The following is a 20,103-nucleotide window of genomic DNA, read 5'->3' on the forward strand; positions in this document are numbered from 1 at the left end:
GGTGGACAGTGAGTCGGCATCACAACATCTTCATCCGTCCTCGGCAGCCGGTGGAAGCCCTTGTGGCGGACATCGGACGCTGCTGCGGTGTTTCCCTGGCTCCCGTGGAGCACGAAGTGATCAACTTCGCGGCGAGTATCGGGCATGCCGCGATCGAGCTGGAACTAGCTCACGAGTACGAAAACGAGCCTGATCTCCCCTTCGAGGACTACGACGCGCTGTTCATGATCCGGGACTTCGATTCGAACCTTGACCGGGAGGAGGCCACCGCGCGCCAGATCTTCAGGTGTCTCTCAGCTCTCAACAAGTACTCGCTCATGTTGGTCCTCGATCTTGATGTCCTGCTGGACTCCTTTACCCCCACCCATGAGGGCCCGCAACGGAGCTAACGAACCATTACCGCTCGCCAGCCGGCAGCAGGTCGGACGACCGCGCTGACGCAGCGTTGCGGCGGACCGTGCCGCCGGTCGTGGGCTTGTCCCGGGGCAGCCGTTGGGAACAACCGTTCGGCCCACCATCCCTCGATGCCCCGGCCGAATCCCCCGTCCGCGGGCAACTCCGATCGCATGGACGCGGAGGGCGCGGGAAGATCGGGTCGTTGGAGACGGTGGTGAACACGGGGTAGCCGCCCGCGGGCGCCGGGTGTCAGCTTGCGGAGGTGTCCCGGTCGGCGAAGTCGGGTCCGTCGTCACCGTCTACGAGAAGCGCCTGCGTGACGGGCCCGGCCTGGAGTCAAGCCCTGCGCGAGGAACTGGGCGACGTCCCCTGGTACATCGTCGTCCTCTCTCACTGCATCGACCTTGACCTCCAGAACAAGGTATCTCCGCCCTCGTGCTCTCCTAGGCTGCCGCCGCGGCTACTCCGAGCATGTCCGCCACATCGACCAAGGGCTCTTCATGACCAACGCCACCATGACCTCCCATTTGGAGGTGAGCATCCTGCGCGCTGCAGACTGGGAGAAGGTGATCACGACCGGCTACGCCGCCTGGCGTCAGGTGTACACCAACGACGGCGGCATCCTGCGCCTCGATCTCGACCAGCAGACTGTCGCTGTCGAGTGGCCACTGCCTTGGCCCCGGATGTACGGCGTCTCCCCCCAATGTCCGTCGCTGCAATGCCTTCGCGTGAGCGAGGGCTTGGCGGCTGCGATTGCCCAGGTGACACTGGTCGGCTTTGCGCCCGTGAGGTGCTCTCCCGTGGGCTGTGGGGTTCGTAGAGGGTGGTTCGTGAGCCGATTTCCTCTTCTGGATGAGGTCTGGATGAGGCCGGGCACTGGGGTACGAACATGTTCGCGCACTTCGATCACTCGAAAGGATGATCATCCTGGGCCCGTATCCCGACGAAGCTCTTCAGCGACGAACTCTGGTGCCCTAGCATGAGGGCCTTGATTCACTGCTCAGGGGGCGTCTGTGGTGGTCGGAGGAGCCGGACGAGTGAGCGTCAGCGCGCGGTACACCAAAGAACTCCGGGAAAGGTTTGGCTACTCCGCCACATGGGTTCCCACCCTCCAGATCGGGCTCGGGGATGTCGGGCGGATGGCCGGGCATCGGTTCGAACGGTTGGGCGAGCTTGCCGACTTCGGGGTGCACTTCGAGACGAGACCGAGCAAAACGATGGGGACGATCGCGTACGCATCGTCAGGCGGTGTTGAGGTGACGGTCAGCGGGACGGCCTCAGCGGCATCGGGTCCATGGGATGTTCCGGCGGGGGCAGCGATGTCCATCAGGTTCTCGCGTGAAGGGGCCGTGTGGTTCCAGGCGGAGGCATGTGTAGCTGAGGCCATCGAGGACCTGCTGGCCCTGGAAGAGCAGATCCTTTCCCTATCCGACGCGGGCGAGTGGAAGGACGATTTGGTGGTCGTAACTGAGGTCATCCGCGCGGAGCAGGGCACAGTGCTCATCTCGGACGCCGGGCAGGGCGGAATCGAACTCCGCTCTCAAACAGGGGCGCCGGAGTTCGAGGGCCGGACCGCGCTGCGCGTCACCGCGTCGCGCAACATAGGGACCCAGGTAGTCGGGCACGGTGAACTGACACCGCTGTTCCGAGCCAAGAGTGTACGGCGGCGGCTGCTGCGACGGGCGACACTCGATACGCGGCTGGACGGGCCACCACCCCCGCAGCCGGCTCAAGCACAGTCGCGGCCCGTCTTTCTCGGCGATGCTGATTATGAGCACTTCGCCTGACGAGGGCTGTGCTACGCCCGACTGGGAACTCCTCGGAGCCTTGGGCGACGACGCAGTCACCCGGTCCGGCCGGATCAGCTTGGCGTTTAGCACCGCCTTGACTGCAGCGGCCGAAGCACTGCGCTCCGGTGCCGGACTGGAAGCCGCCCTGATCCAGGTCGAGCACCAGATCGCACTAGCAGCAGCCGCAGAGCGCGGGGTCTTCCTAAACGCTGTCGAGCGTTTCGAGGGTGACACCGCCTTCACTACTGCCCATCTGTCCGCAGGCCTTTGCGACCTCCATCTGATGGCCTTCGAGCTCGAACAGCGGCTCGGTCGTCGGGAGCGGGCCAAGCAGCACCTTCTTCGCGCGGTTGCGACCGGTGTCGCGCATCCGTTGCCCAAGCGCCACCTGGTTGGAGTCTACGTAGCATCCGGTGATTACCAGGCGTCGGTCGACACCCTCACCAACGTGGTCGACGATGAGAGCGAAGACGCGGCGCGGCGTGCCATGGCCCTGATCCAACTTGGTGACGAGCTCACGCTGCTGAGCCCGGAGCAGAGCATGGTTAGCTTCAAGCGGGCTCATGAGCGAGATCCCGAAGGAGTCGGTGGCGTTCTGGCTGAGTACCGTTTCCGGGCTCTGAACCAAGTGAAGCCCTCGGACGAAGAGATCGCCAGCCAACTGGACACAGGACTTCGCCTGGTGCTCGCCGGGCGCCGGCACGATGCGATCGACCTCCTAGTCCCCGTCCTGGCCTGGAGCCTGTACTCGCCGCGGGCATGGTTCGGCCTGGGCATGGCCTACCGTGCGGCGCTCCCCGACTTCCTGGTGCCTCCTGAGAGGCTGAGCAACACTCAGCGGAAGGATCTTTCCAAAGCTGTCCAAGCCCTGCACATGGCCGCGGACCTCACGTCCTCCGCGTCCACCGCACACTACGAGATCGCCTTGGCCGAGCTGGCCCTGGGGCACCGCACCACCGCGTTGGCGTCGCTGAACCGCTATCTGGTGTTACGCCCGGACGATACGACCGCTCTCGCCTACACGGGCCTGATTCACTTCCTGTTGGGAGATTTCCGCGCAGCGACCTTGGCGACCCTCAAAGCGCAGGAACAGGAGCCGGAGAACGTGCTCTCCAACCACATGCTGCTGACACTCTGGAAACTCAAGGAACGCCGGTGACCGCCCAAGACCAGGACGAGCTCATGGCGGACTTGCTGCGGGTTGGCCTCGACGGCGCGTTGGCCGCAGTAGCCCTGAAGAAAGAATCGATCTCCGCAATAGGTATCGGCGCGCCCGTTCTTGTTCTACCGCCAAGCGTGCTCATGTCCGGACTCCAAGGTGGAGGCTTCAGCGAGGAACTACTGACGGAGGGATTGCGCCAGGCTGTAGCGGCGCTCCGCCGTGTGGAGCCGACAGCCGTGCTGGCGGAAAACCTCCTGAGTCTGGCCCGGGCAAGCGCGGGAGGCGAGGCACCGGAGCGACGGCTAGGCATGGTCGTCGAGGCAATCACCGTCCTGCGGCGGGTCGGTCAACCGCACCGTTTGCCGCGCGCCTACGTGGCTCTCAGCAACGTTCTGGGCGAAATGGGCCGACTCTATGACGCCTTGGCGGCGATCGATCGCGCCGCCAACGCCGAACGCGACTACAGTGACGCTGGCGCGCTCCTCGCGATCCACTTCGGTCGGGCCACCATTTTCCGGGGCCTCGGTCTGCAGACTGAGTCGCTGTCCGAACTCCGTCACGCGGACCGGGCACTGAGCGCCATAGGACCGGAGGCCTCGGACAAGCTGTGGGCAAAGCGGATCCGGTCGGAGACCATGTTCTGCCTCAGTGAACTGGGACGAGTCGAAGCGGCCCTCGCGGAGGCGGATGCCTGGTCCGCAACCGATCCGGAAGAGTCTCTGTTCACTCCTGCTGTCATGCGTGCCGACCTTGTAAGCCGCCGGTCTGGCGCAGCTGCCGCAGCGGAGGACTATCTGCAAGCTGCGATCCGTGCCACAGAGGAAATTTCCACGTACTCCTCTGCACGGTTCCGGCGCAAGGCCCGTGATCGCTATGATTCGCTCTTCGCCAGGTCCGTAAACGCGCTGATCGAGGCCCGTCAGCACGCTTCCGCATTCGTGGTCTGGGAACTGGCCAAATCCGGATCGGTCTTGCTGCCTAGGGATAGCGAGGCGTACGAGTCGGCGCTCAGCGCAGGTGTCCGCGACGAGATCGCCGCGGAGGCATCGCGACTCGTCGGCTATGCCCGCGACGCGCTCGCCACGGGGGATCGTCTCGCCTTGGCAGAATGCCAGGACCAAGGCGACTGGATACTGTTTCGGAACGACATGCTCGGTCGGATTCCCCAAGCGCGAGCCGCCTCTCGCGAATTGGTCGATGCACAGATAGCGGACCTGCGCCGCGCGGTCACTCCAGGAACCCTGCTGGTGTCCTACGCGGCCATCGGCGAACATGTGTACGTGTTCGCCGTGACCTCGGAATCACTGATCTGTGCACGACTTGCGACGCCCAGGCTCGAACTGCGCTTGTTGGCGATGAGCGCTGCCCGGGAATGTCGCGATCTGCTGCCGACTGATGCCCTCGACGAGTCGGCCCGGCGCCTGCTCGCGCCGGTCGGCCATCTAATCGACGAGGCCACGGCGATCGTGGTGGTGCCGTGCGCAGAACTGCAGAGCATGCCGTTTCACGCCATGCACCCCTTCCGCGGCAAGGCCGTGACCTACAGCACCAGAGCGATGGACCTACGGGCCGGCATGAGCTGCGGGGAACGCCCCCTCACGGCAACGTCGAGCTGGACCGGGCTCGGAACGCAGTCCGTTGCCTACTCCCCGCTGCCGGAACTGTCCTATGTTCGTGAAGAACTGCAGGCCATCGGAGCGCACTTCCGATCCCCGAACATCGTCCTCGACCCAGGGGCCACCTCGCGCGACCTGCTCAATGGCACGGCCCACAACGACATCCTCCACATCGCCTGCCACGCCGCCTTCGAACCCGGTGCGCCGCATCTGTCGAGACTCCTGCTCGAGGACCGGCCGGTCTTCGCCTTCGAGATGGCGTTGGCGCCCCTCAACGCCACCCACGTCGTCCTCAGTGCCTGCGAGACGGCCGATGCCGCAGCACACCAGGGTGGCCACACCCAGAGCCTCGCCTCGGCGTTCATTACCGCCGGTGCCTCCGGAGTGACAGGATCGCTGTGGCCAGTCAACGACCGGGCGACTGCTCGGTTCCTGACTACGCTCTACGAACACCGGATCAACACCGGTGCTTCCATGGCTGACGCGCTCGGACGGACACGGTCCGTCTTCGCTGAGGAAACTAGCCACCCCCACTACTGGGCCCCGTTCGTGCACATCGGAGCGCTGGGGGCAGACCGATGAACCAGCTATGGAACCAGGCGATGCACGTCCCGCTCGTCGACGCTTCCCGAGCCCTTGTACTTCGTCCACAGCCGAGCACACGCGGAGTGACGCAAGCGAATTCCGCTCTCGTCGTCGAGGACAAGGTCGAGTGCCGGCCTTGCCGACTCCAAGCCCTCCACCACACCGACGGTGTGCTCCTTGTCTCCTGCGGCCTTCGAGTGCATACCTCCGACCCGTTCGTGCTGCGCTGGACCCGGCTCAGGATCACGCCCACGACGGAGGACGTCGAGATGGTGTCCGGTTTCCCACGATCGATCATGGAATCTCGCCACGTCACCGGCCTCGTCGACCTCTCGCCAGGCGCCTCGCCGGAGCACGAGCAGGCGGACGATCTCTGGTTCTCCGTTCCGGAGGCGCACTTCGCGCCCTATCTCGTCGCAGGACGGATCGAGCCGCGCGGGCTCTTCTGGGACTTCCACTCCGCCGACGGCACCTTGCCTGCAGGAGCGAACCAGCTCCTCTTCGTCGCCCGCACCCCGAACAATGTGAGCACCGATTTCGAAATCAGCGCCTGCATCTCGGTCGCGGCAGTCAGCGGATCGACAAACGAGCGGCGGGAGATCCTCCTCGACCTGCCCCCGTACGTCCAGGCCTCCGAACCTCCTGCCCGGTAGGCCGGGACAGAGTCATTCAGGCACGCGCAACATTGGTGACCTCCGAGAGGGTGGTTCATGAGTCTTTGCATGGTTCTGTCGTCGCCGGATGGGGTGGGCGTGGGCGGAATCTACAGGTCCGATCCCGCTGGTCTGATGGGGTGATGGGGGGAGAGTGAACGCAATCCGTATCCGAGCGGCTTATCTGACGAGCAGTGGGCTCTGATCGAGCCGGTGATCACGGCCTGGAAGGATCGGCACCGGTCGGTGAGTGGCCACCAGGGTGCCTACGCGATGCGGAAGGTCGTGAACGCGATCCTTTACCAGGGCCGGACCGGTTGCCAGTGGACCTATCTCCCGCACGATCTGCCTCGGAAGAGCGCGACCTACTACTACTTCGCCGCGTGGCGCGACGACGACACCGACCTGGTCATTCACGAGCTCCTGCGCTGCCAGGTTTGCGGGCGGGCTCGTCGATTACCGGACCCGACCCTGGTGGTCCTGGACGCCCAAAGCGTCCACGCAGCCGCCTCGGTCCCCGCCTCGACCACCGGCCGGGATCCGGAGAAGAGAGTGCCGGCCCGCAGACGGGGGCCTGGCCGTGGATGTGCTCGGCCTGGTCATCGCCGCGGCCGTGCTGGCCGCGAACACCCACGACAACGCCGCGGGCATCGCCCTGCTGAACCAGGTCGCCGAGCACACCGACGGCACCGCAAAGAAGGCCCTGTCGACCAGGGCTTCAAGAACCAGGTCATCATCCACGAACGCCGGTTTAAGCATCGATGTCGAGATCGTCGAGCGCAATCCCAGGAGAAGGCGTTCGTTCCGCTCCCCGAAGCGGTCGAGGGTCGAGCAGTGCTACGGAATCCTGATAATCCATCGGCACCTGGTCCGCGACTACGAGCACTACCCGGCCTCGTCCGCTTTCCACATCTACTGGGCGATGACCCATGTCATGGCCCGCCGGCTCACCGACGCAGGCGTTCCCACCTGGCGCGTTGAGCAGGCGGTGACTGGGTGAACATCCAGCCCTTCCTCGAAGGGCTCGGCATACAACAGGACGCCGCCGGTTGCTGACCGACGACCTGCGAGGACAGATCGCCGAGCTACAGGCCCGGCTGCGGTGTCGGCGACGGCGCGAAGGTGGTTCTGTCGCAGGTCTTTTGGTGTGGTGACTGCGTGTTAGCTTAGGAGAATTTGTGCGCGGAGGAGGGGGAGTTTGGCTCGGCCGAACATCTGCCTCTTGAGCATCTTGATCCTGTTCACCGTGCTTTCGACGGCTCCGGAGCTGTAGGGCAGGGTGAGGCCGTTGACGACGGCTTGGGCATCTTGACGCAGGCCCGCGACGAAGGAGTGGAGGTCCGGCAGGTCGTCGGTGTGGACCTTGGCCATCCACTCCTCCAGTTGCTCACCGTGGCGTGTAGCCATGATCTCGGCGAAGGTCCGGACGTGGTGGGCGGTCTTCTCCAGGCTCGGGCAGCGGCCGAGGATGGCGGTCAGACGCTGACGCGGTCTGGCCGGCGGGTGATCCAGCTGGTCACCTCCCGCACGGACGGATGCCGACGGGGTGGCCGGTTCTCCTGGGGAACGGCCTCGCGCAACCGCCGCACGTACTCCTTGACCACGCTCTCACCTCCGGTGTAGCCGCGGTCACGGATCTCTTCGAACAGTCGGCGGGCGGTGGTGCAGCCCTGGGCCCACCGCTGGTGGAGGTAGGACTTGTGCGCATCGAGGCTGCAGGCGCGGCCGGTCCACTTTCCCGCCAGCAGGTCATCGGCACTCGCCGCGCGCAGGAAGCGGCGGACGGTGTTGCGCGCCAGGCCGAGCTGGGCTGCGATGCCGCGCAGGCTGAGGCCCTGGCAGTGCAGGTCATGGACGGCTTGGTGGCGTTCGTGGGTGCGGTCGCTGATCCGCCCGGACGTGCGCGGGGTGGCCGTCGCCGGGGCCGTGGGCACGGCGGCCTGGACGTCCTCGGCGGTCAGTGCAGGCTGGTCGTCGGGAGGTTCGGGCTCGGGGAGCAGAGCTCGGTGGCGGATGACTGTCTTCTCCACGGCCTCCACCAGGTTGTGGAAGAGGTGCCAGCGGCCCGCGCAGTGGATCGCTTCTGGTGCGCCGGTGCGGGCGTCGTCGGCGTATGCGCCTGAGCGGTCGCGGCAGATCACCTCCACGCCGGGGTGGCTGGCCAGCCAGGCGGCGAGGGTGGCCGGCTCGCGGTCGGGGAGCACGTCGACGGGTCGGTGGGTGTCGATGTCGATCAGGATCGTGCCGTAGGTGTGGCCCTTGCGGAAGGCGAAGTCGTCCACGCCCAGCACCCGCGGCGTGGCCCTGTCCGGGTCGGGCAGGGCGCGGACCAGCCGCAACAGGGTGTCTCGACCGGCCGTCATGCCCAGCAGACGGGCCAGACGAGCCCCGGCACGACCGGCCAGCGCACACCGGACGCGGTGCCGCACGCCGCAACGCGTATGGCCTCCGGCCGCACCTCCACCGACGTGATCGCCACGTCGGCAACGCCGGGGAACAGCAACTCCGTCAGCTCGACCGTGATCTCTCCCACGGCCCGTGACCATCACCCGAACGAGCACCGAGCACGGCTGATTTCGGGCAACTTCTCCGCCGCCATCAAACCCAGCGACAACTACGGACCGTTACCGACCACAAGGTCTGCGCCAGAACCACGATTCACCCGTCGCCGACAGATGCTGGTCTGGCGGGTGGTGTCGCCATAGCGGATGCCGAGCGTTGGGGCGGTGGACGGTCACGGTTTCCGGTCGCCGCCCGAGCCTCGACCAGCCTTCCGCGCCTTCCTCGTCGCATAGGCTGTTCGTCCTCTCTATCTACGTGAGTGCAGGGGGCTGCATTGTTCGACGGTCAAGCTACTCATCCGGTTGACTGGCGCAGCATCCGGTCCTGGGCTGGGAGCCAGGACCGTGCCTTCGAGGAGCTGTGTTTTCAGTTGCGGGAGCCGGCTCAACCTGGCTGGCGGACCATTAAGACGGCTGCACCGGACGGCGGGGTGGAGTGGTACAACCTGGCACCGGACGGGCGGGTGCACGGTTTTCAGGTGAAGTATGTGCATGAGCTTGATGATCTTCTTCCTCTGGCGCGGGAGAGCTTGAAGGCCGTGGGCAAGAACCGGCTGCGCCGGAACGTGACCCGCATGGTGTTCATGGTGTGCATCGATCTGCCGGATCCGGCGCATTTGCGCAAAGGAAGACCGGTGGTGGGTGCTCGTCAGAAGTGGGAGACATCGGTCGCCGGCTGGAAGACGCAGTTGGAGGGGACCGAGGACATCAAGGTGGAGCTCCTCGGCAGCGGGGAACTGCTGGAGCAGCTGTTGGCCCCGGGAAACGAGGGACGTCTGTGGTTCTTCTTCGAGCAGCGTGCCTTGGGTGCCCAGTGGCTGAGAGAGCAGTTCGAGCGCGTGGCCCGTATCGCCAGCGACCGTTACACGCCCCAGCATCACATTGGGTTGCCCATCGCCTCGACACTGGACGCGTGTGCCATGGCGGGGCCCTTGGTCGAGCGCGTGCAGCGGAGTGTGGAGGTATTCCGCACGGCTGCGTCCGAGGCTCGGGTCAAGTGGCAAGCAGGGCCTGCGCCTGCGCGGGACGCAGATGCTGGTCAGCTCGCATCGGTGGCGACCAGGCTGGAGGGCCAGTTTGCCCGGTTGTCACGCATCGCTGATGAAGTGCACCAGGCGGCGGAGTCGGTTGCTACCGCAGGTCTGCCCGCCGACCGTATGGCCGCTGCGCTTGATGAGGCCTCAGAGCTGCTGGTGGAAGTCCGGCGGGTACAGCGGGAATGGGTTGAGCTAGCAGGTGAAGATTCGAAGGAGAACCCCCAGCGGAACGCCCGGCGAGAGGCGCTCCGGCTCCTGATCGTAACGCTCGACCGGCTGTCTGTGTTGTGTAGGTCGGACGAGGCACGCGCGGCTGAAGCAAAGGCGTGGGTACTGCTGGGTGAAGCGGGGCAGGGCAAGACACATCTGCTTGTCGATGCCACGCGCCGCGCGCTTGAAGCCGGCCGGCCCGCCGTGACGGTCTTCGGCGAGCTGATGGCTGCCGAGGATCCGCTGACGGAGATCGCAAGGCAGCTGGGCCTGGGTGACGTGCCGCATACCATGCTGCTGCAGGCGCTGGATGCAGCCGGAGCAGCAAGCAGTGCGCGTTTCCTCCTGATGATCGACGCGCTCAACGATGCGGAGGAGCCGGGTAGATGGCGAAGCCGGCTGCCGCAGCTGTGGGCCCAGACGGAACCGTACGACCATGTGGCGGTGGTGGTCTCGTGCCGGTCGTCCCTCAAGGAGGTGGTGCTGCCGACCGACTTGTCGGCTCATCACGTACCGTGCACCGATCACCCGGGGTTCGCCGGGCATGAGGTGGAAGCACTAGAAAGTTACCTGCAAAAGGCGCCGTCGGCACTGCCGCGCACGCCGCTGCTCGCGCCGGCCTTCTCCAATCCTCTGTTTGTGAAGCTCTACTGCGAGAGCTTGGCCGCTCTGCCGGAGGAGCAGCGGGGCATCGCGGCGCGCACCCAGCACCGCAGCGCTGTGTTCGACAGCTTCCTGGAGCGAAGAGCCCGCCAGATTGACCTCGTGTTGCACCTGGATGGAGGTGACCGGGTGGTGCAGTGCACGGTGAAGGAACTGGCCTGGCGTATGGCCCAGACCGGGCGCGAGGTCTTGTCCCGGCAGCAGGTGAAGACGATCACTGAGACCTTCGCCCCGCACCTGACAGAGTGGCCAAACACCCTGCTCGGGCAGATGGTGGCTCACGGGGTGCTGGCCAGCGAGCGCTCTTTCACCGTCGACGGGCGTCCGGAAGGCGGATACGGGTTCGGGTACCAGGCCTTCAGTGACGATCGCATCGTCGACGCGATGTTGGCCAAGCACGCCGTCGAGGTGGAGGCCGCCACCTCAACGGGCGTGCTGACCCACCAATCGCCGCTGCGGGCTTGGCTGGAGGCCGCTTCCCCGACTCTGGTAGAGGCGGCCACAGTGCTGCTGGCCGAGCGAACCGGCCGGGAGCTGATCGACCTCCTGGGCGCCAGCCAGTACACCACCGATGGTCACAGAAAGCACAACGGGTTCGTGTTGTATGTGAGCCTGCTGCGTACGCTGGCACTGCGCGATGCTCGGAGTGTCAGTGAGCGGACCGCCGTCCTGCTCGAGCAGGCGGTGGACCGATTCGACCTGGGGCCCACGGTGCTGGAGGCGACGCTGGGCGTGACCGCCCAGCCGTGTCACCATCTCAACGCCGACCATCTGCACCGCACGCTGTGCGCGATGGCGCCGGCGGACCGGGATGTCAAATGGGGTATCGCGATTTACGACGCGCTTGACGGGTCTGGGGCGCTGCATCGCCTGCTGCGCTGGGCCGAGCAGCTGCCCACCCCGCAGCATCTACGCCCCCGTCAGGTTGCAGCGGCCGAATCGTGGACGCCACGGCGTGCGGGCAGCACCGTGGCGGCAGCGGTGGCTCATCAGCCTCCGGAGCCGGAGGTGGTGCGGCTGGCGGCCACGACCCTTGTGTGGACACTCACCTCCTCCAACCGCTTCCTGCGGGACCGGGCTACTAAGGCCCTGGCACAGCTGCTGCTGGGATACCCACATGTTCTCACCGCACTGCTGGACCGGTTCCTTCACACCGACGCGCGCGCGGTCGACGACCCCTATGTTTTCGAGCGGCTCGCCGCCGTGGCATACGGTGTGGTGGCCCGTACCAGAGGGAACGTCGGCCATCCGGCCCTGCTGGAAGACGTCGCCTCGCGCCTGCTTGCCCACGTCTACGGGGACGCCACGTCACCCGCCCACGCGTCCGTCAACGCGCTGTTGTGCGATGCCGCCTCCCGCGTGGTCCGTGAGGCGTTCGAGGCTGGGCTGATCTCGGCCGACGCCGCCGCCCGCTGCAGCCACCCACATCCCTGCTCTGACCCCGGCCCGGCCCCGGACGAGGCGAGTATCGACGCCCAGTACCCGTCCCGGGACGTGGACGATGAGCCGTTGTGGGGGAGTCTGCGTGCTTCCTTGCTGGGTCTGGCGGATTTCGTGAGCTACGAGGTGAGGCCAGCCGTCAACACTTTCAGCGAGTTGCCCCTGACCGAGCCCGCCCCGGTGCCTGCCTACCAGCGGCGTGACCAGCCTCCGGTGCTGGTGCCAGACCGGGTGGCGCTCTTCGCCCAGAGCCTGCCTGCCTCCGTACGCCACGTGCTGGGCACGCCGCCGGCAGTGGCCCGGTTGTTGTCCGAACGCTGGCGGGCCCGGCGCGTGCTGTCAGACGAACAGCACCAGCTGCTTGAGCAGTGCGCACAGCCACCGACCAGCCAGGAGCAGTTGGCGGACACACCGGTCGACAAGGATTGGGCCAGCCGCTGGATCTTCAACAATGCGGCACAGCGCGGATGGACCCCCGAACGGTTCGCTGCCTTCGACAACGTCCGCGGTGGGGGCCGCGGACGCGAGGGGCACAAAGCCGAACGCATCGGCAAGAAGTACCAGTGGTTGGGCTTGCACGAGCTGGTGGAGCGCCTGGCCAATTACCGGTACACCATCCAAGCGCATGCCGGTGACCCCGGGCAGTACCCGGGCGCCGGGACTCTGCTTCTGCCCGACATCGACCCCACCCTGCCCCCTGCCGCACATCCGCTGTCCCCGACCACCGATAGCGAGCCCGAAGGAACGACAGGAGCGGACGCCGGGCGGGCCACTTTTCCGCCCGCCGCTCTCGACGGGCGATGGCATCCACCTCCGCCCGTGCTGCCTGCATCCGATCAGCTCATCGACTGGCTGCAACAAGACAGTGGGCTGCCCGATCTGGGCAGGCTCGCAGCGCGCGAAGACGACCAGGGCCAGCAATGGGTCGTCCTGTTCGAGTACGTGGTGGACAGCGTCGGCGGTCCCGAGTGGAAGGGGCAAGCCGAACAGTGGCACCTCATCCACAGCTGGCTGCTCGATGAGGTCCACTACCAGCCCGCCATGGACTTCCTTGCCTCGTGTACCCTCATGGGCCGTTGGATGCCCGAGATCCCCTCCTGGCACGGCATTTACCTCGCCGACCTCTCCTGGCACTCCTCTGAGCGAGATGACCGTGATCACGAAATGCGGTTCATCGACTACGGCGCCGACACCGACACGCCACCGTCGGGCACGCCCGCGCCGCAGCCATCCGCCCGTTCTACACGCCGGGCCATGAGGGACGACGATGTCACCGAGGCACGCGAGTACCTCGACCTTCTAAGCGAGCTCGGATATGGCCACAGTGCCACACGGGAACAGCAATTGCGCGAGCTGGCGGAACGCTGGAGCGGGGAATCGAGCGCGGGCAGCACAGCCCCAAAGCTCACGATTAATCCGCGTGAGATCGCCTGTGACGCCGACGGTCGACCGCTGCATGCGGTGCCGGCTGTCCAGGAGTACAACTGGAGCGCCGACGGCCACGACTGCTCCCTGGATGCCTCTGTCGGAGTGTCTCTGCCCGCCCAACAGCTCCTGTGCGGCTCGGGACTGACCCGCGATCCCGACAACGGCGACTGGTACACCAGTGAGGGCACCCGGGTCGTGCGGGCCCTGGCCGGCCACCGGCCCACCGGTACCGTAGAGACGCTTCTCGCCCGCAGGGACTGGCTCGAACAGCGTCTGCGCACCCTCAGCGCCGCTCTCATCATCGGTCTGTTCGGCGAACGTCAACCCCGCACCACTGACCTCATCCAGTGGCGTGAATACAGCCAGACGGCCGGTCTGCAGCCCGGCCTGGAACTGGCCACCCAACAACAACTCACGCATCTCAAGATCAACCGCAACGCCTGACGGCAACACCGAACACTGAAACGTCCCCGCCCCAGCACTAAGCGCCGCATGTCCGCTCCGCGCCTGTGGAAGTGTCCCGAGCGGCGGATCGATCTGGCCGTTCTGGTCTCCACGCCCTCGTGTTCTCGCTACGCTCCCATCACTTACAGGGGGAGGCACACGTATGGACCTCAGCGAGATCGAACAGGCTGTCAGAAAGCAGGACGGCTACGCGGTCGTCACCGTGAAAGCGCTCAGGGACGCGGTCGGCTACAAGAAGGCGAAGAAGAACGTGGTCCAGGAGATCTCCGCCGGCTTGCGGGCGGCAGGGTACGGTCATGTTCCGTGCGAGATCCCCAGGCGGCAGGACCGCACCGTTGTGGTGTATCGGAGGGACGGCAGCCGGGCGTCCACGTTGCTTACGCTTGTCGAGATGGCTCACGGAGAACAGGGGAACGGGGCTGTGTGGTTACTCTCCCAGCTGCTACCTCGGCTGAACGAAGGCAGTGAGGGGGAAGAGGCGACGGTGGCATGACTTCAGACGTTGCCCTGCGTAGTACGTGCACGGCTGCGGAGGTGCCTCGGGGACGCTGAGTGACCATCACTGGTACGGATGATCTGCTCCGCGCTGGCGGAGGTGTCGCGGACTTGCTACTCCAGCAGCGAGCCCGATCGCCGTTGGCTCTCGACCCCCGGACGCTGCTGTGGGGCAGTTGTGGGACAGGAGGCACAGCAAAGGGGAAAGTCGCAGGTCAGGGGCTTGGGAGGCGGAGACTGTAAATCTGCCGGCTCAGCCTTCCTAGGTTCGAATCCTAGCGCCGCCACCCTGCACCAAATGGCCCCTGACCTGCGGAAACGCGGAGCAGGGGCTTCGTCATTCCCCTCGAACATGCTCCACGCTGTTCGCCCTCTATGTCCCGTTATGTCTCACCGCTGATCGCCTGCTGACCAGCCTCTGTGGGACATTCGTGGGACAGAATCGGCGCCTCAGCCGCCACCGGAACGCTGCCGCAGCCGGGCGGAGATCCTCGCGTTGGCGGCCTCGTCGCTGTCGCTGATGAACCTGGCGTAGACCCGGAACAGCACCGCCACGCAGCGCGGGGGTCGCGGAGCCTCGGCACGGTCCAGCCGAGGGTCTGCCTGACAAACCGAAACGTGTGTTCACGGTCGAAGCGGCGCAAGAACGTCTGCCAACCGGTCTACAGGCGAGGATGACGCGCCCACGCGTGAAGACCACAACCACAGCGGTTTCGGGTCACTGTCGCTCGGCAGGGGGTCCACGACGGGGCAGATCAAAGTGCCTTCCAACACCGGCAGATCACCGTCGTGGTCCAGCCACGATGTCACGCCGTGGATACAGGACCGGGCGCCCGCCGGCACCTGCCCGAGTGCCCCTGACCGGATGTACGGCGAGGTATCTCCCACTCGGTATCCGAGGTGTCCGACGGATAGCGGCGCGGACGATTCACAGGACATCGTTGATCAACATCACCATCTACAACGGACGCCGGTTACTCACAGGCTCTAACGGTTGTCTCAGGTTCGCTCGTTAGGAAGCAGGCATCAGACAAGCGATGTGATCCGTGTGTAGGAGGCTAGTGATGGCAGTCAACGCAGCGCCGTCCGGGGAAGCGCCGGCCGGTCGGTTGGCAGGCCGGTGGGTGCCGTGGTTGGTGATTGGCTTGTGGTTGGTGCTGGCGGCGTTCATGGTGCCGCTGAGCGGAAAGTTGAGCTCGGTCACCACCGACAACGCCGCGGACACCCTGCCGGCCAGCGCCGAGTCCACCAAGGTCGCGGTACTGGAGGACAGCCTCCCCGGCGGTGACGACAACACGTTCGTCTTCGTTTACCACCGCGCCGGCGGCATGACCGACGCGGACCGCGCGACGGTCGAGCGCCACTACAACACCCTTGCCCAGCGGTACCCGCCGAAGGTGGCGGCCCCGGCCGGCGGCGACGACGAGGGCCCACCGACGAGACCCTCCACCGACGGCGAGGCGATGATGTTCACCCTCGAGGTGAGCACGACTTACGGCGCACCGGAGGCCATCGTCGGCCCGTTGCGTGATGCCGCGAAGGACCGCCCCGCCGGCCTGGAACTCGACGTGACCGGCCCGGGCGCGATCGACGGCGACATGGACGCCGTCTTCGACGGCATCGACGTGCAGGTCCTGCTCACCACCGTCGTCGTCGTCACGCTCCTGCTCATCCTCACCTATCGCAGCCCGGTGTTGTGGTTGATTCCGCTGGTGGCCGTGGGCGCGGCGGCACTGACCGCGATGGCGACCGTCTACCTGCTCGTCAAGGGCTTCGGCATCGTGGTCAACGACCAGAACTCGGCGCTGCTGACGATCCTGGTGTTCGGCGTCGGCACGGACTACGCGCTGTTGCTCATCGCTCGATATCGGGAGGCACTGCACCACCACGAGAACGTCCGGGTCGCGATGGTCCACGCGCTGCGCGGCGCGGCGCCGGCCATCGTCGCGTCCGCGGCCACCGTCGTCGCCGGCCTGCTCTGCCTGCTCGTCGCCGACCTGAACAGCACCAGCGGGTTGGGCCCGATCGGCGCGGCCGGCATTCTGTGCGCGCTGGTGGCCATGCTGACGCTGTTCCCGGCGGTGCTCGTGGTGCTCGGCAGGCGGATCTTCTGGCCGGCCATCCCGCGGTTCAGCACGGCCATGGAGGAGAAGCCGGGGCTGTGGGGACGGCTTGGCGCCGCCATCAGCCGCCGCCGGTGGGTGGCGACGCTCGGCTCGCTCGGAGTTCTCGGCGTGCTCGCCCTCGGGCTGGCGGGCAACACCGGCGCCCTGCGGGAGCAGGACCAGTTCGTGTCCGCGCCGGAGTCGGTCACCGGCTTCACCGTTCTCCGCCAGCACTTTCCGGAGCTCGGCGGCCAGCCGATGACGATCTTCACGCGACCGGCGCACCAGGAGCGGGTGCTCGACATCGTCAAGGACACTCGCGGTGTGGCCCTGGCCATCCCGGAGCAGACCAGCGGTGGCTGGGCCAACATCTCCGTGTTCCCGACGGACGCGCCGGACACCGTCGCCGAGTACGACACGATCGAGCGGGTGCGCACCGCCGTGCACGCGGTGAGCGGGGCGGAGGCGATCGTCGGCGGGCCGAGCGCGGAGAACCTCGACACCGAGGTGACCACCAGCCGCGACGAGAAGCTGGTGATCCCGCTGGTGCTCGCCGTCGTCCTGATCGTCCTCGGGCTGCTGCTCCGAGCGATCCTGGCCCCGCTGGTCCTGATGGCCACCGTGATCGTCTCATTCGCCGCGGCCTTCGGCGGCAGCGTGTTCGTCTTCGACACGATCCTCGGGTTCGAGGGCGTCGACTATTCGGTGCCGCTGCTGGCGTTCCTGTTCCTGGTGGCGCTCGGCGTCGACTACAACATCTTCCTGGCCAGCCGGGCCCGGCAGGAGACCGTGCGCCTCGGCACCAGAGAGGGCATGCTCAAAGCCCTCTCCGCTACCGGTGGCGTCATCACCTCGGCAGGCCTGGTCCTGGCGGCCACGTTCGCGGTCCTCGCCACACTTCCGCTGGTGATGCTGATCGAGGTCGGGTTCCTGGTCGCCTTCGGCGTGCTGCTCGACGCCCTGCTGGTGCGGTCGGTCCTGGTGCCCGCCCTCACCCTGCTGATCGGCCGGCGGATCTGGTGGCCGAGCCGGCTGTCCCGTCCAGCGGCGGAGCTGCCGGACGGTCAACAGCCGCTCGCCGACGACGAGGAGCCCGCGCTGCAACGGTGAGCGCGGCGGCACGGACGAGATCCGGGACGGGGACCCAGGCCCGTCCCGGATCTTTTCATGGGCCCGACGGCCGCCCTTTGGTCCTGCGCCGCGCCGCCGGGGCCGGGGTCGGCGCATCGCGGTGTCGTGCCCCCACGGTGAGCCGCGCGGGGCCATGCCCGACGGCCGCCGCCCTTTGGTCCTGCGCCGCGCCGCCGGGGCGGGTCAGCGCACCGCGGTGTCCTCCCCGGCGGTGAGCCGCGCGATCGGGGCGGGTGGGGCCGCGGCCGGAAGGTCGACCCGAAGCAGGGCGCCACCGCGTGCCGAGCGGGCGACGGTGGCCCGGCCGCCGTGGGCGTCGACGACCCGCTGCACGATCGACAGCCCCAGACCGGATCCCGGCAACGCCCGGGCGCTGTCGGCACGGTAGAACCGGTCGAACACCCGCGGTACGTCGGCGGCGTCGATTCCCGGCCCGGCGTCGTCGACCTCGAGCACCGCCGACGCGCCCTCGGCGCGGAGCCGGACCTGGACCGGCTGGTCCGCGGGGGACCACTTGCCGGCGTTGTCGATGAGGTTGAGCACCGCCCGCTGGAGCGCAGCGGGACGCCCGCTCACCCACACGGAGGTCACGTCGAGCGCGACCTCGATGTCGGGCACGCGGGAACGCGCCCGGGTCGCGGCGGCCACCACCACGTCGGTGAGGTCGAGCAGCTCGGTGTTCTCGTCGCTGACGTCACCGCGCGCCAGGTCGGTCAGCTCGGCGGCAAGGGTGCTCAACTCGGCCACCTGGGCGCCGAGATCGTTGAGCAGCCGGGTCCGGCTCTCCGCCGGCAGTGCGCTGTCCAGGGTGCCGCGCCGATCGAGCCGGATCAGCAGCTCGACGTTGAGGCGCAGGCTGGTGAGCGGGGTCTTGAGCTCGTGGGCGGCGTCCTCGGCGAGCAGCCGCTGGTCCCGCCGGGAGTCCCGGAGCGCGGCGAGCATGTCGTTGACCGACTGGATCAGCCGCCGGATCTCCCCACCGCCCTCATCCGGGATGTCGGCGTCGAGATCCCGGGTGCGCGCGACACGTACCGCGGCGGCGGTCAGCCGGTCGATCGGTGCCAGCCCGGTCCGCGCCACGGTCCGCCCGACAAGGGCGCCGCCGACCACGCAGAACAGCCCGATCAGCAGCATGCCCAACCCGAACCGGTTGATCGGACTGTCGTCGGCCACGCGGGCCACCTGGACCGCGCCGTCGCCCGCCCGCAGCGTGTAGATGAGGTAGCCGTCGTCGTCGCTGTCGTTCGACTCCATCAGGTCGGCCGACGCGCCCTGCGCCACGCGCCCGGCGTGCTCGCTGACGGGGGGCAGCGCGGGTTGGCCGGCCGGCGTCCGGGTCGAGCCGTCGGGCAGGATGACCCGCACCAGATGACCGGATCCGGGATACGGCGGTAGCTGGACCTGCGCCAGACCGGCGCGCTGCGCGTTCGTCGCCAGGACGCGGGAGTCGGCGCGTAGCTGATCCTCGGCGGTGTCCCGCAGCTCCCAGTCCAGTAGCTCGCTGGCCACCTGGAAGGCCACGAACACGCTGACCGCGATCGCCGTCGCCGCGATCACCGTCAGCCTGGTCCGCAGGGACCGCCGGCGCCACCATCGGGTCAGCCGGCGCGGTTCCCGGCCGGCGGGCCTGCTCACGGAGGAGTCTCCCGCAACGTGTATCCCAGGCCGCGCAGCGTGTAGATCAATCGCGGCTCACCCTCGGCCTCCATCTTGCGGCGCAGGTAGCTCACGTATACCTGGAGGTTGTTGGCGGTGGCGCTCATGTCGAAGCCCCAGATCGCCTCGAACAGCGCGTCGCGGGTCAAGACCCGGGTCGCGTTGCGCATGAGGACCTGCAGGAGGGAGAACTCGGTCCGGGTCAGGCGCAGCGGCCGCCCGCCCCGCCACGCCTCGAACCTGTCGGGATCGAGCCGGACATCGGCGAACGACAGGATCTGCGACTCCTCGTCGGTCGGCGTGCGCCGGCGCAGCAGGGCCCGCACCCGGGCCAGCAACTCCTCGGCGGCGAACGGCTTGGGCAGGTAGTCGTCGGCGCCCGCGTCCAGCCCCGCGACCCGGTCGGAGACCTGGTCACGGGCGGTCAGCATCAGCACCGGCAGATCCAGACCCGCGGCCCGCAACCGCCGGCAGGTCTCCAACCCGCCGAGGCGGGGCATCATCACGTCGAGGATCAGCAGATCCAGCGTGTCACCGCCGGCCCCACCGACCCCGTCGAGCACGGCGAGACCGTTGGCGACGGTGCTGGTGTCGTAACCCTCGACCTGGAGCACCCGCTCCAGCGACTCACGGATGGCCGCTTCATCATCCGCGATCATGATCCGCACGCCGGCCCGCCCCCTTCCAGTCGATGCTTGTGCCGCTCATCG

14 protein-coding genes and 2 pseudogenes are annotated in these 20,103 nt (G+C 67.2%); 10 read left to right on the forward strand and 6 right to left on the reverse strand.

Annotated features, from left to right (window positions below):
* Positions 1-104 precede the first annotated feature (104 nt).
* From ABGB06_RS23795 to ABGB06_RS23825, 7 genes and pseudogenes are all read left to right on the forward strand, one after another.
* On the forward strand, positions 105-389 hold the full coding sequence (locus ABGB06_RS23795; RefSeq protein WP_347592689.1) for a hypothetical protein: 285 nt from the start codon (positions 105-107) through the stop codon (positions 387-389).
* Between the two features lie 1,044 nt (positions 390-1,433).
* Entirely contained in the window at positions 1,434-2,183 is a 750-nt protein-coding gene (locus ABGB06_RS23800; protein ID WP_347592691.1) for a hypothetical protein, read from the forward strand.
* On the forward strand, positions 2,167-3,345 hold the full coding sequence (locus ABGB06_RS23805) for a hypothetical protein (protein ID WP_347592693.1): 1,179 nt from the start codon (positions 2,167-2,169) through the stop codon (positions 3,343-3,345). Before ABGB06_RS23800 ends, ABGB06_RS23805 begins: the two co-directional genes overlap by 17 nt.
* A complete protein-coding gene (locus tag ABGB06_RS23810; RefSeq protein WP_347592695.1) occupies positions 3,342-5,546 on the forward strand; it encodes a CHAT domain-containing protein in 2,205 nt (734 codons plus the stop codon). The genes ABGB06_RS23805 and ABGB06_RS23810 overlap by 4 nt, the downstream gene beginning before the upstream one ends.
* A gap of 86 nt (positions 5,547-5,632) precedes the next feature.
* Complete coding sequence (locus ABGB06_RS23815; RefSeq protein WP_347592697.1) at positions 5,633-6,202, forward strand: hypothetical protein; 570 nt, start codon at positions 5,633-5,635, stop codon at positions 6,200-6,202.
* 213 nt (positions 6,203-6,415) lie between these two features.
* Positions 6,416-6,544 (forward strand): annotated as a pseudogene (locus ABGB06_RS23820) (transposase); the annotation flags it as partial.
* A 238-nt stretch (positions 6,545-6,782) separates the two neighbouring features.
* Positions 6,783-7,202, forward strand: a complete 420-nt coding sequence (locus ABGB06_RS23825) for a hypothetical protein (protein ID WP_347592969.1) — start codon at positions 6,783-6,785, stop codon at positions 7,200-7,202.
* 161 nt (positions 7,203-7,363) lie between these two features.
* On the opposite strand, the gene ABGB06_RS23830 is transcribed toward ABGB06_RS23825, so the two are convergent.
* The 3 genes from ABGB06_RS23830 to ABGB06_RS23840 are packed head-to-tail and all read right to left on the reverse strand — an operon-like array spanning position 7,364 to position 8,735.
* Entirely contained in the window at positions 7,364-7,714 is a 351-nt protein-coding gene (locus ABGB06_RS23830) for a transposase (RefSeq protein ID WP_347592955.1), read from the reverse strand.
* On the reverse strand, positions 7,678-8,565 hold the full coding sequence (locus ABGB06_RS23835) for a transposase (RefSeq protein ID WP_347592699.1): 888 nt from the start codon (positions 8,563-8,565) through the stop codon (positions 7,678-7,680). Before ABGB06_RS23835 ends, ABGB06_RS23830 begins: the two co-directional genes overlap by 37 nt.
* Positions 8,562-8,735, reverse strand: coding sequence for a hypothetical protein (locus ABGB06_RS23840; RefSeq protein ID WP_347592701.1), 174 nt, complete (start codon positions 8,733-8,735; stop codon positions 8,562-8,564). The genes ABGB06_RS23835 and ABGB06_RS23840 overlap by 4 nt, the downstream gene beginning before the upstream one ends.
* A 459-nt stretch (positions 8,736-9,194) precedes the next feature.
* Here ABGB06_RS23840 and ABGB06_RS23845 point away from each other — a divergent pair, with 459 nt between their 5' ends.
* Positions 9,195-13,985, forward strand: a complete 4,791-nt coding sequence (locus ABGB06_RS23845) for a hypothetical protein (RefSeq protein ID WP_347592703.1) — start codon at positions 9,195-9,197, stop codon at positions 13,983-13,985.
* A gap of 163 nt (positions 13,986-14,148) precedes the next feature.
* Entirely contained in the window at positions 14,149-14,499 is a 351-nt protein-coding gene (locus tag ABGB06_RS23850; protein ID WP_347592705.1) for a hypothetical protein, read from the forward strand.
* Positions 14,500-15,055: 556 nt separating this feature from the next.
* Here ABGB06_RS23850 and ABGB06_RS23855 read toward each other — a convergent pair.
* A pseudogene (locus tag ABGB06_RS23855) lies at positions 15,056-15,308 on the reverse strand (transposase); the annotation flags it as partial.
* A 257-nt stretch (positions 15,309-15,565) separates the two neighbouring features.
* Between ABGB06_RS23855 and ABGB06_RS23860 the strand changes: the two are divergent.
* Entirely contained in the window at positions 15,566-17,716 is a 2,151-nt protein-coding gene (locus tag ABGB06_RS23860; protein WP_347592707.1) for an MMPL family transporter, read from the forward strand.
* A 204-nt stretch (positions 17,717-17,920) separates the two neighbouring features.
* Here the strand turns inward: ABGB06_RS23860 and ABGB06_RS23865 are convergent, their stop codons facing one another.
* On the reverse strand, positions 17,921-19,372 hold the full coding sequence (locus ABGB06_RS23865) for a HAMP domain-containing sensor histidine kinase (protein WP_347592709.1): 1,452 nt from the start codon (positions 19,370-19,372) through the stop codon (positions 17,921-17,923).
* Positions 19,369-20,061: a response regulator transcription factor gene (locus ABGB06_RS23870; protein ID WP_347592711.1), complete on the reverse strand. Its 693-nt coding sequence runs from the start codon at positions 20,059-20,061 to the stop codon at positions 19,369-19,371. The genes ABGB06_RS23865 and ABGB06_RS23870 overlap by 4 nt, the downstream gene beginning before the upstream one ends.
* Positions 20,062-20,103: the final 42 nt, after the last annotated feature.

Origin of the sequence: Streptomyces sp. B6B3 (assembly GCF_039871525.1) — a bacterium.
Classification (GTDB): Bacteria; Actinomycetota; Actinomycetes; order Streptomycetales; family Streptomycetaceae; genus Streptomyces.

Bases quoted from the DNA above. Each gene is read 5' to 3' on its own strand.
- ABGB06_RS23835 (WP_347592699.1), bottom strand. From the start codon at position 8,565: ATGACGGCCGGTCGAGACACCCTGTTGCGGCTGGTCCGCGCCCTGCCC.
- ABGB06_RS23860 (WP_347592707.1), top strand. From the start codon at position 15,566: ATGGCAGTCAACGCAGCGCCGTCCGGGGAAGCGCCGGCCGGTCGGTTG.
- ABGB06_RS23850 (WP_347592705.1), top strand. From the start codon at position 14,149: ATGGACCTCAGCGAGATCGAACAGGCTGTCAGAAAGCAGGACGGCTAC.
- ABGB06_RS23805 (WP_347592693.1), top strand. From the start codon at position 2,167: ATGAGCACTTCGCCTGACGAGGGCTGTGCTACGCCCGACTGGGAACTC.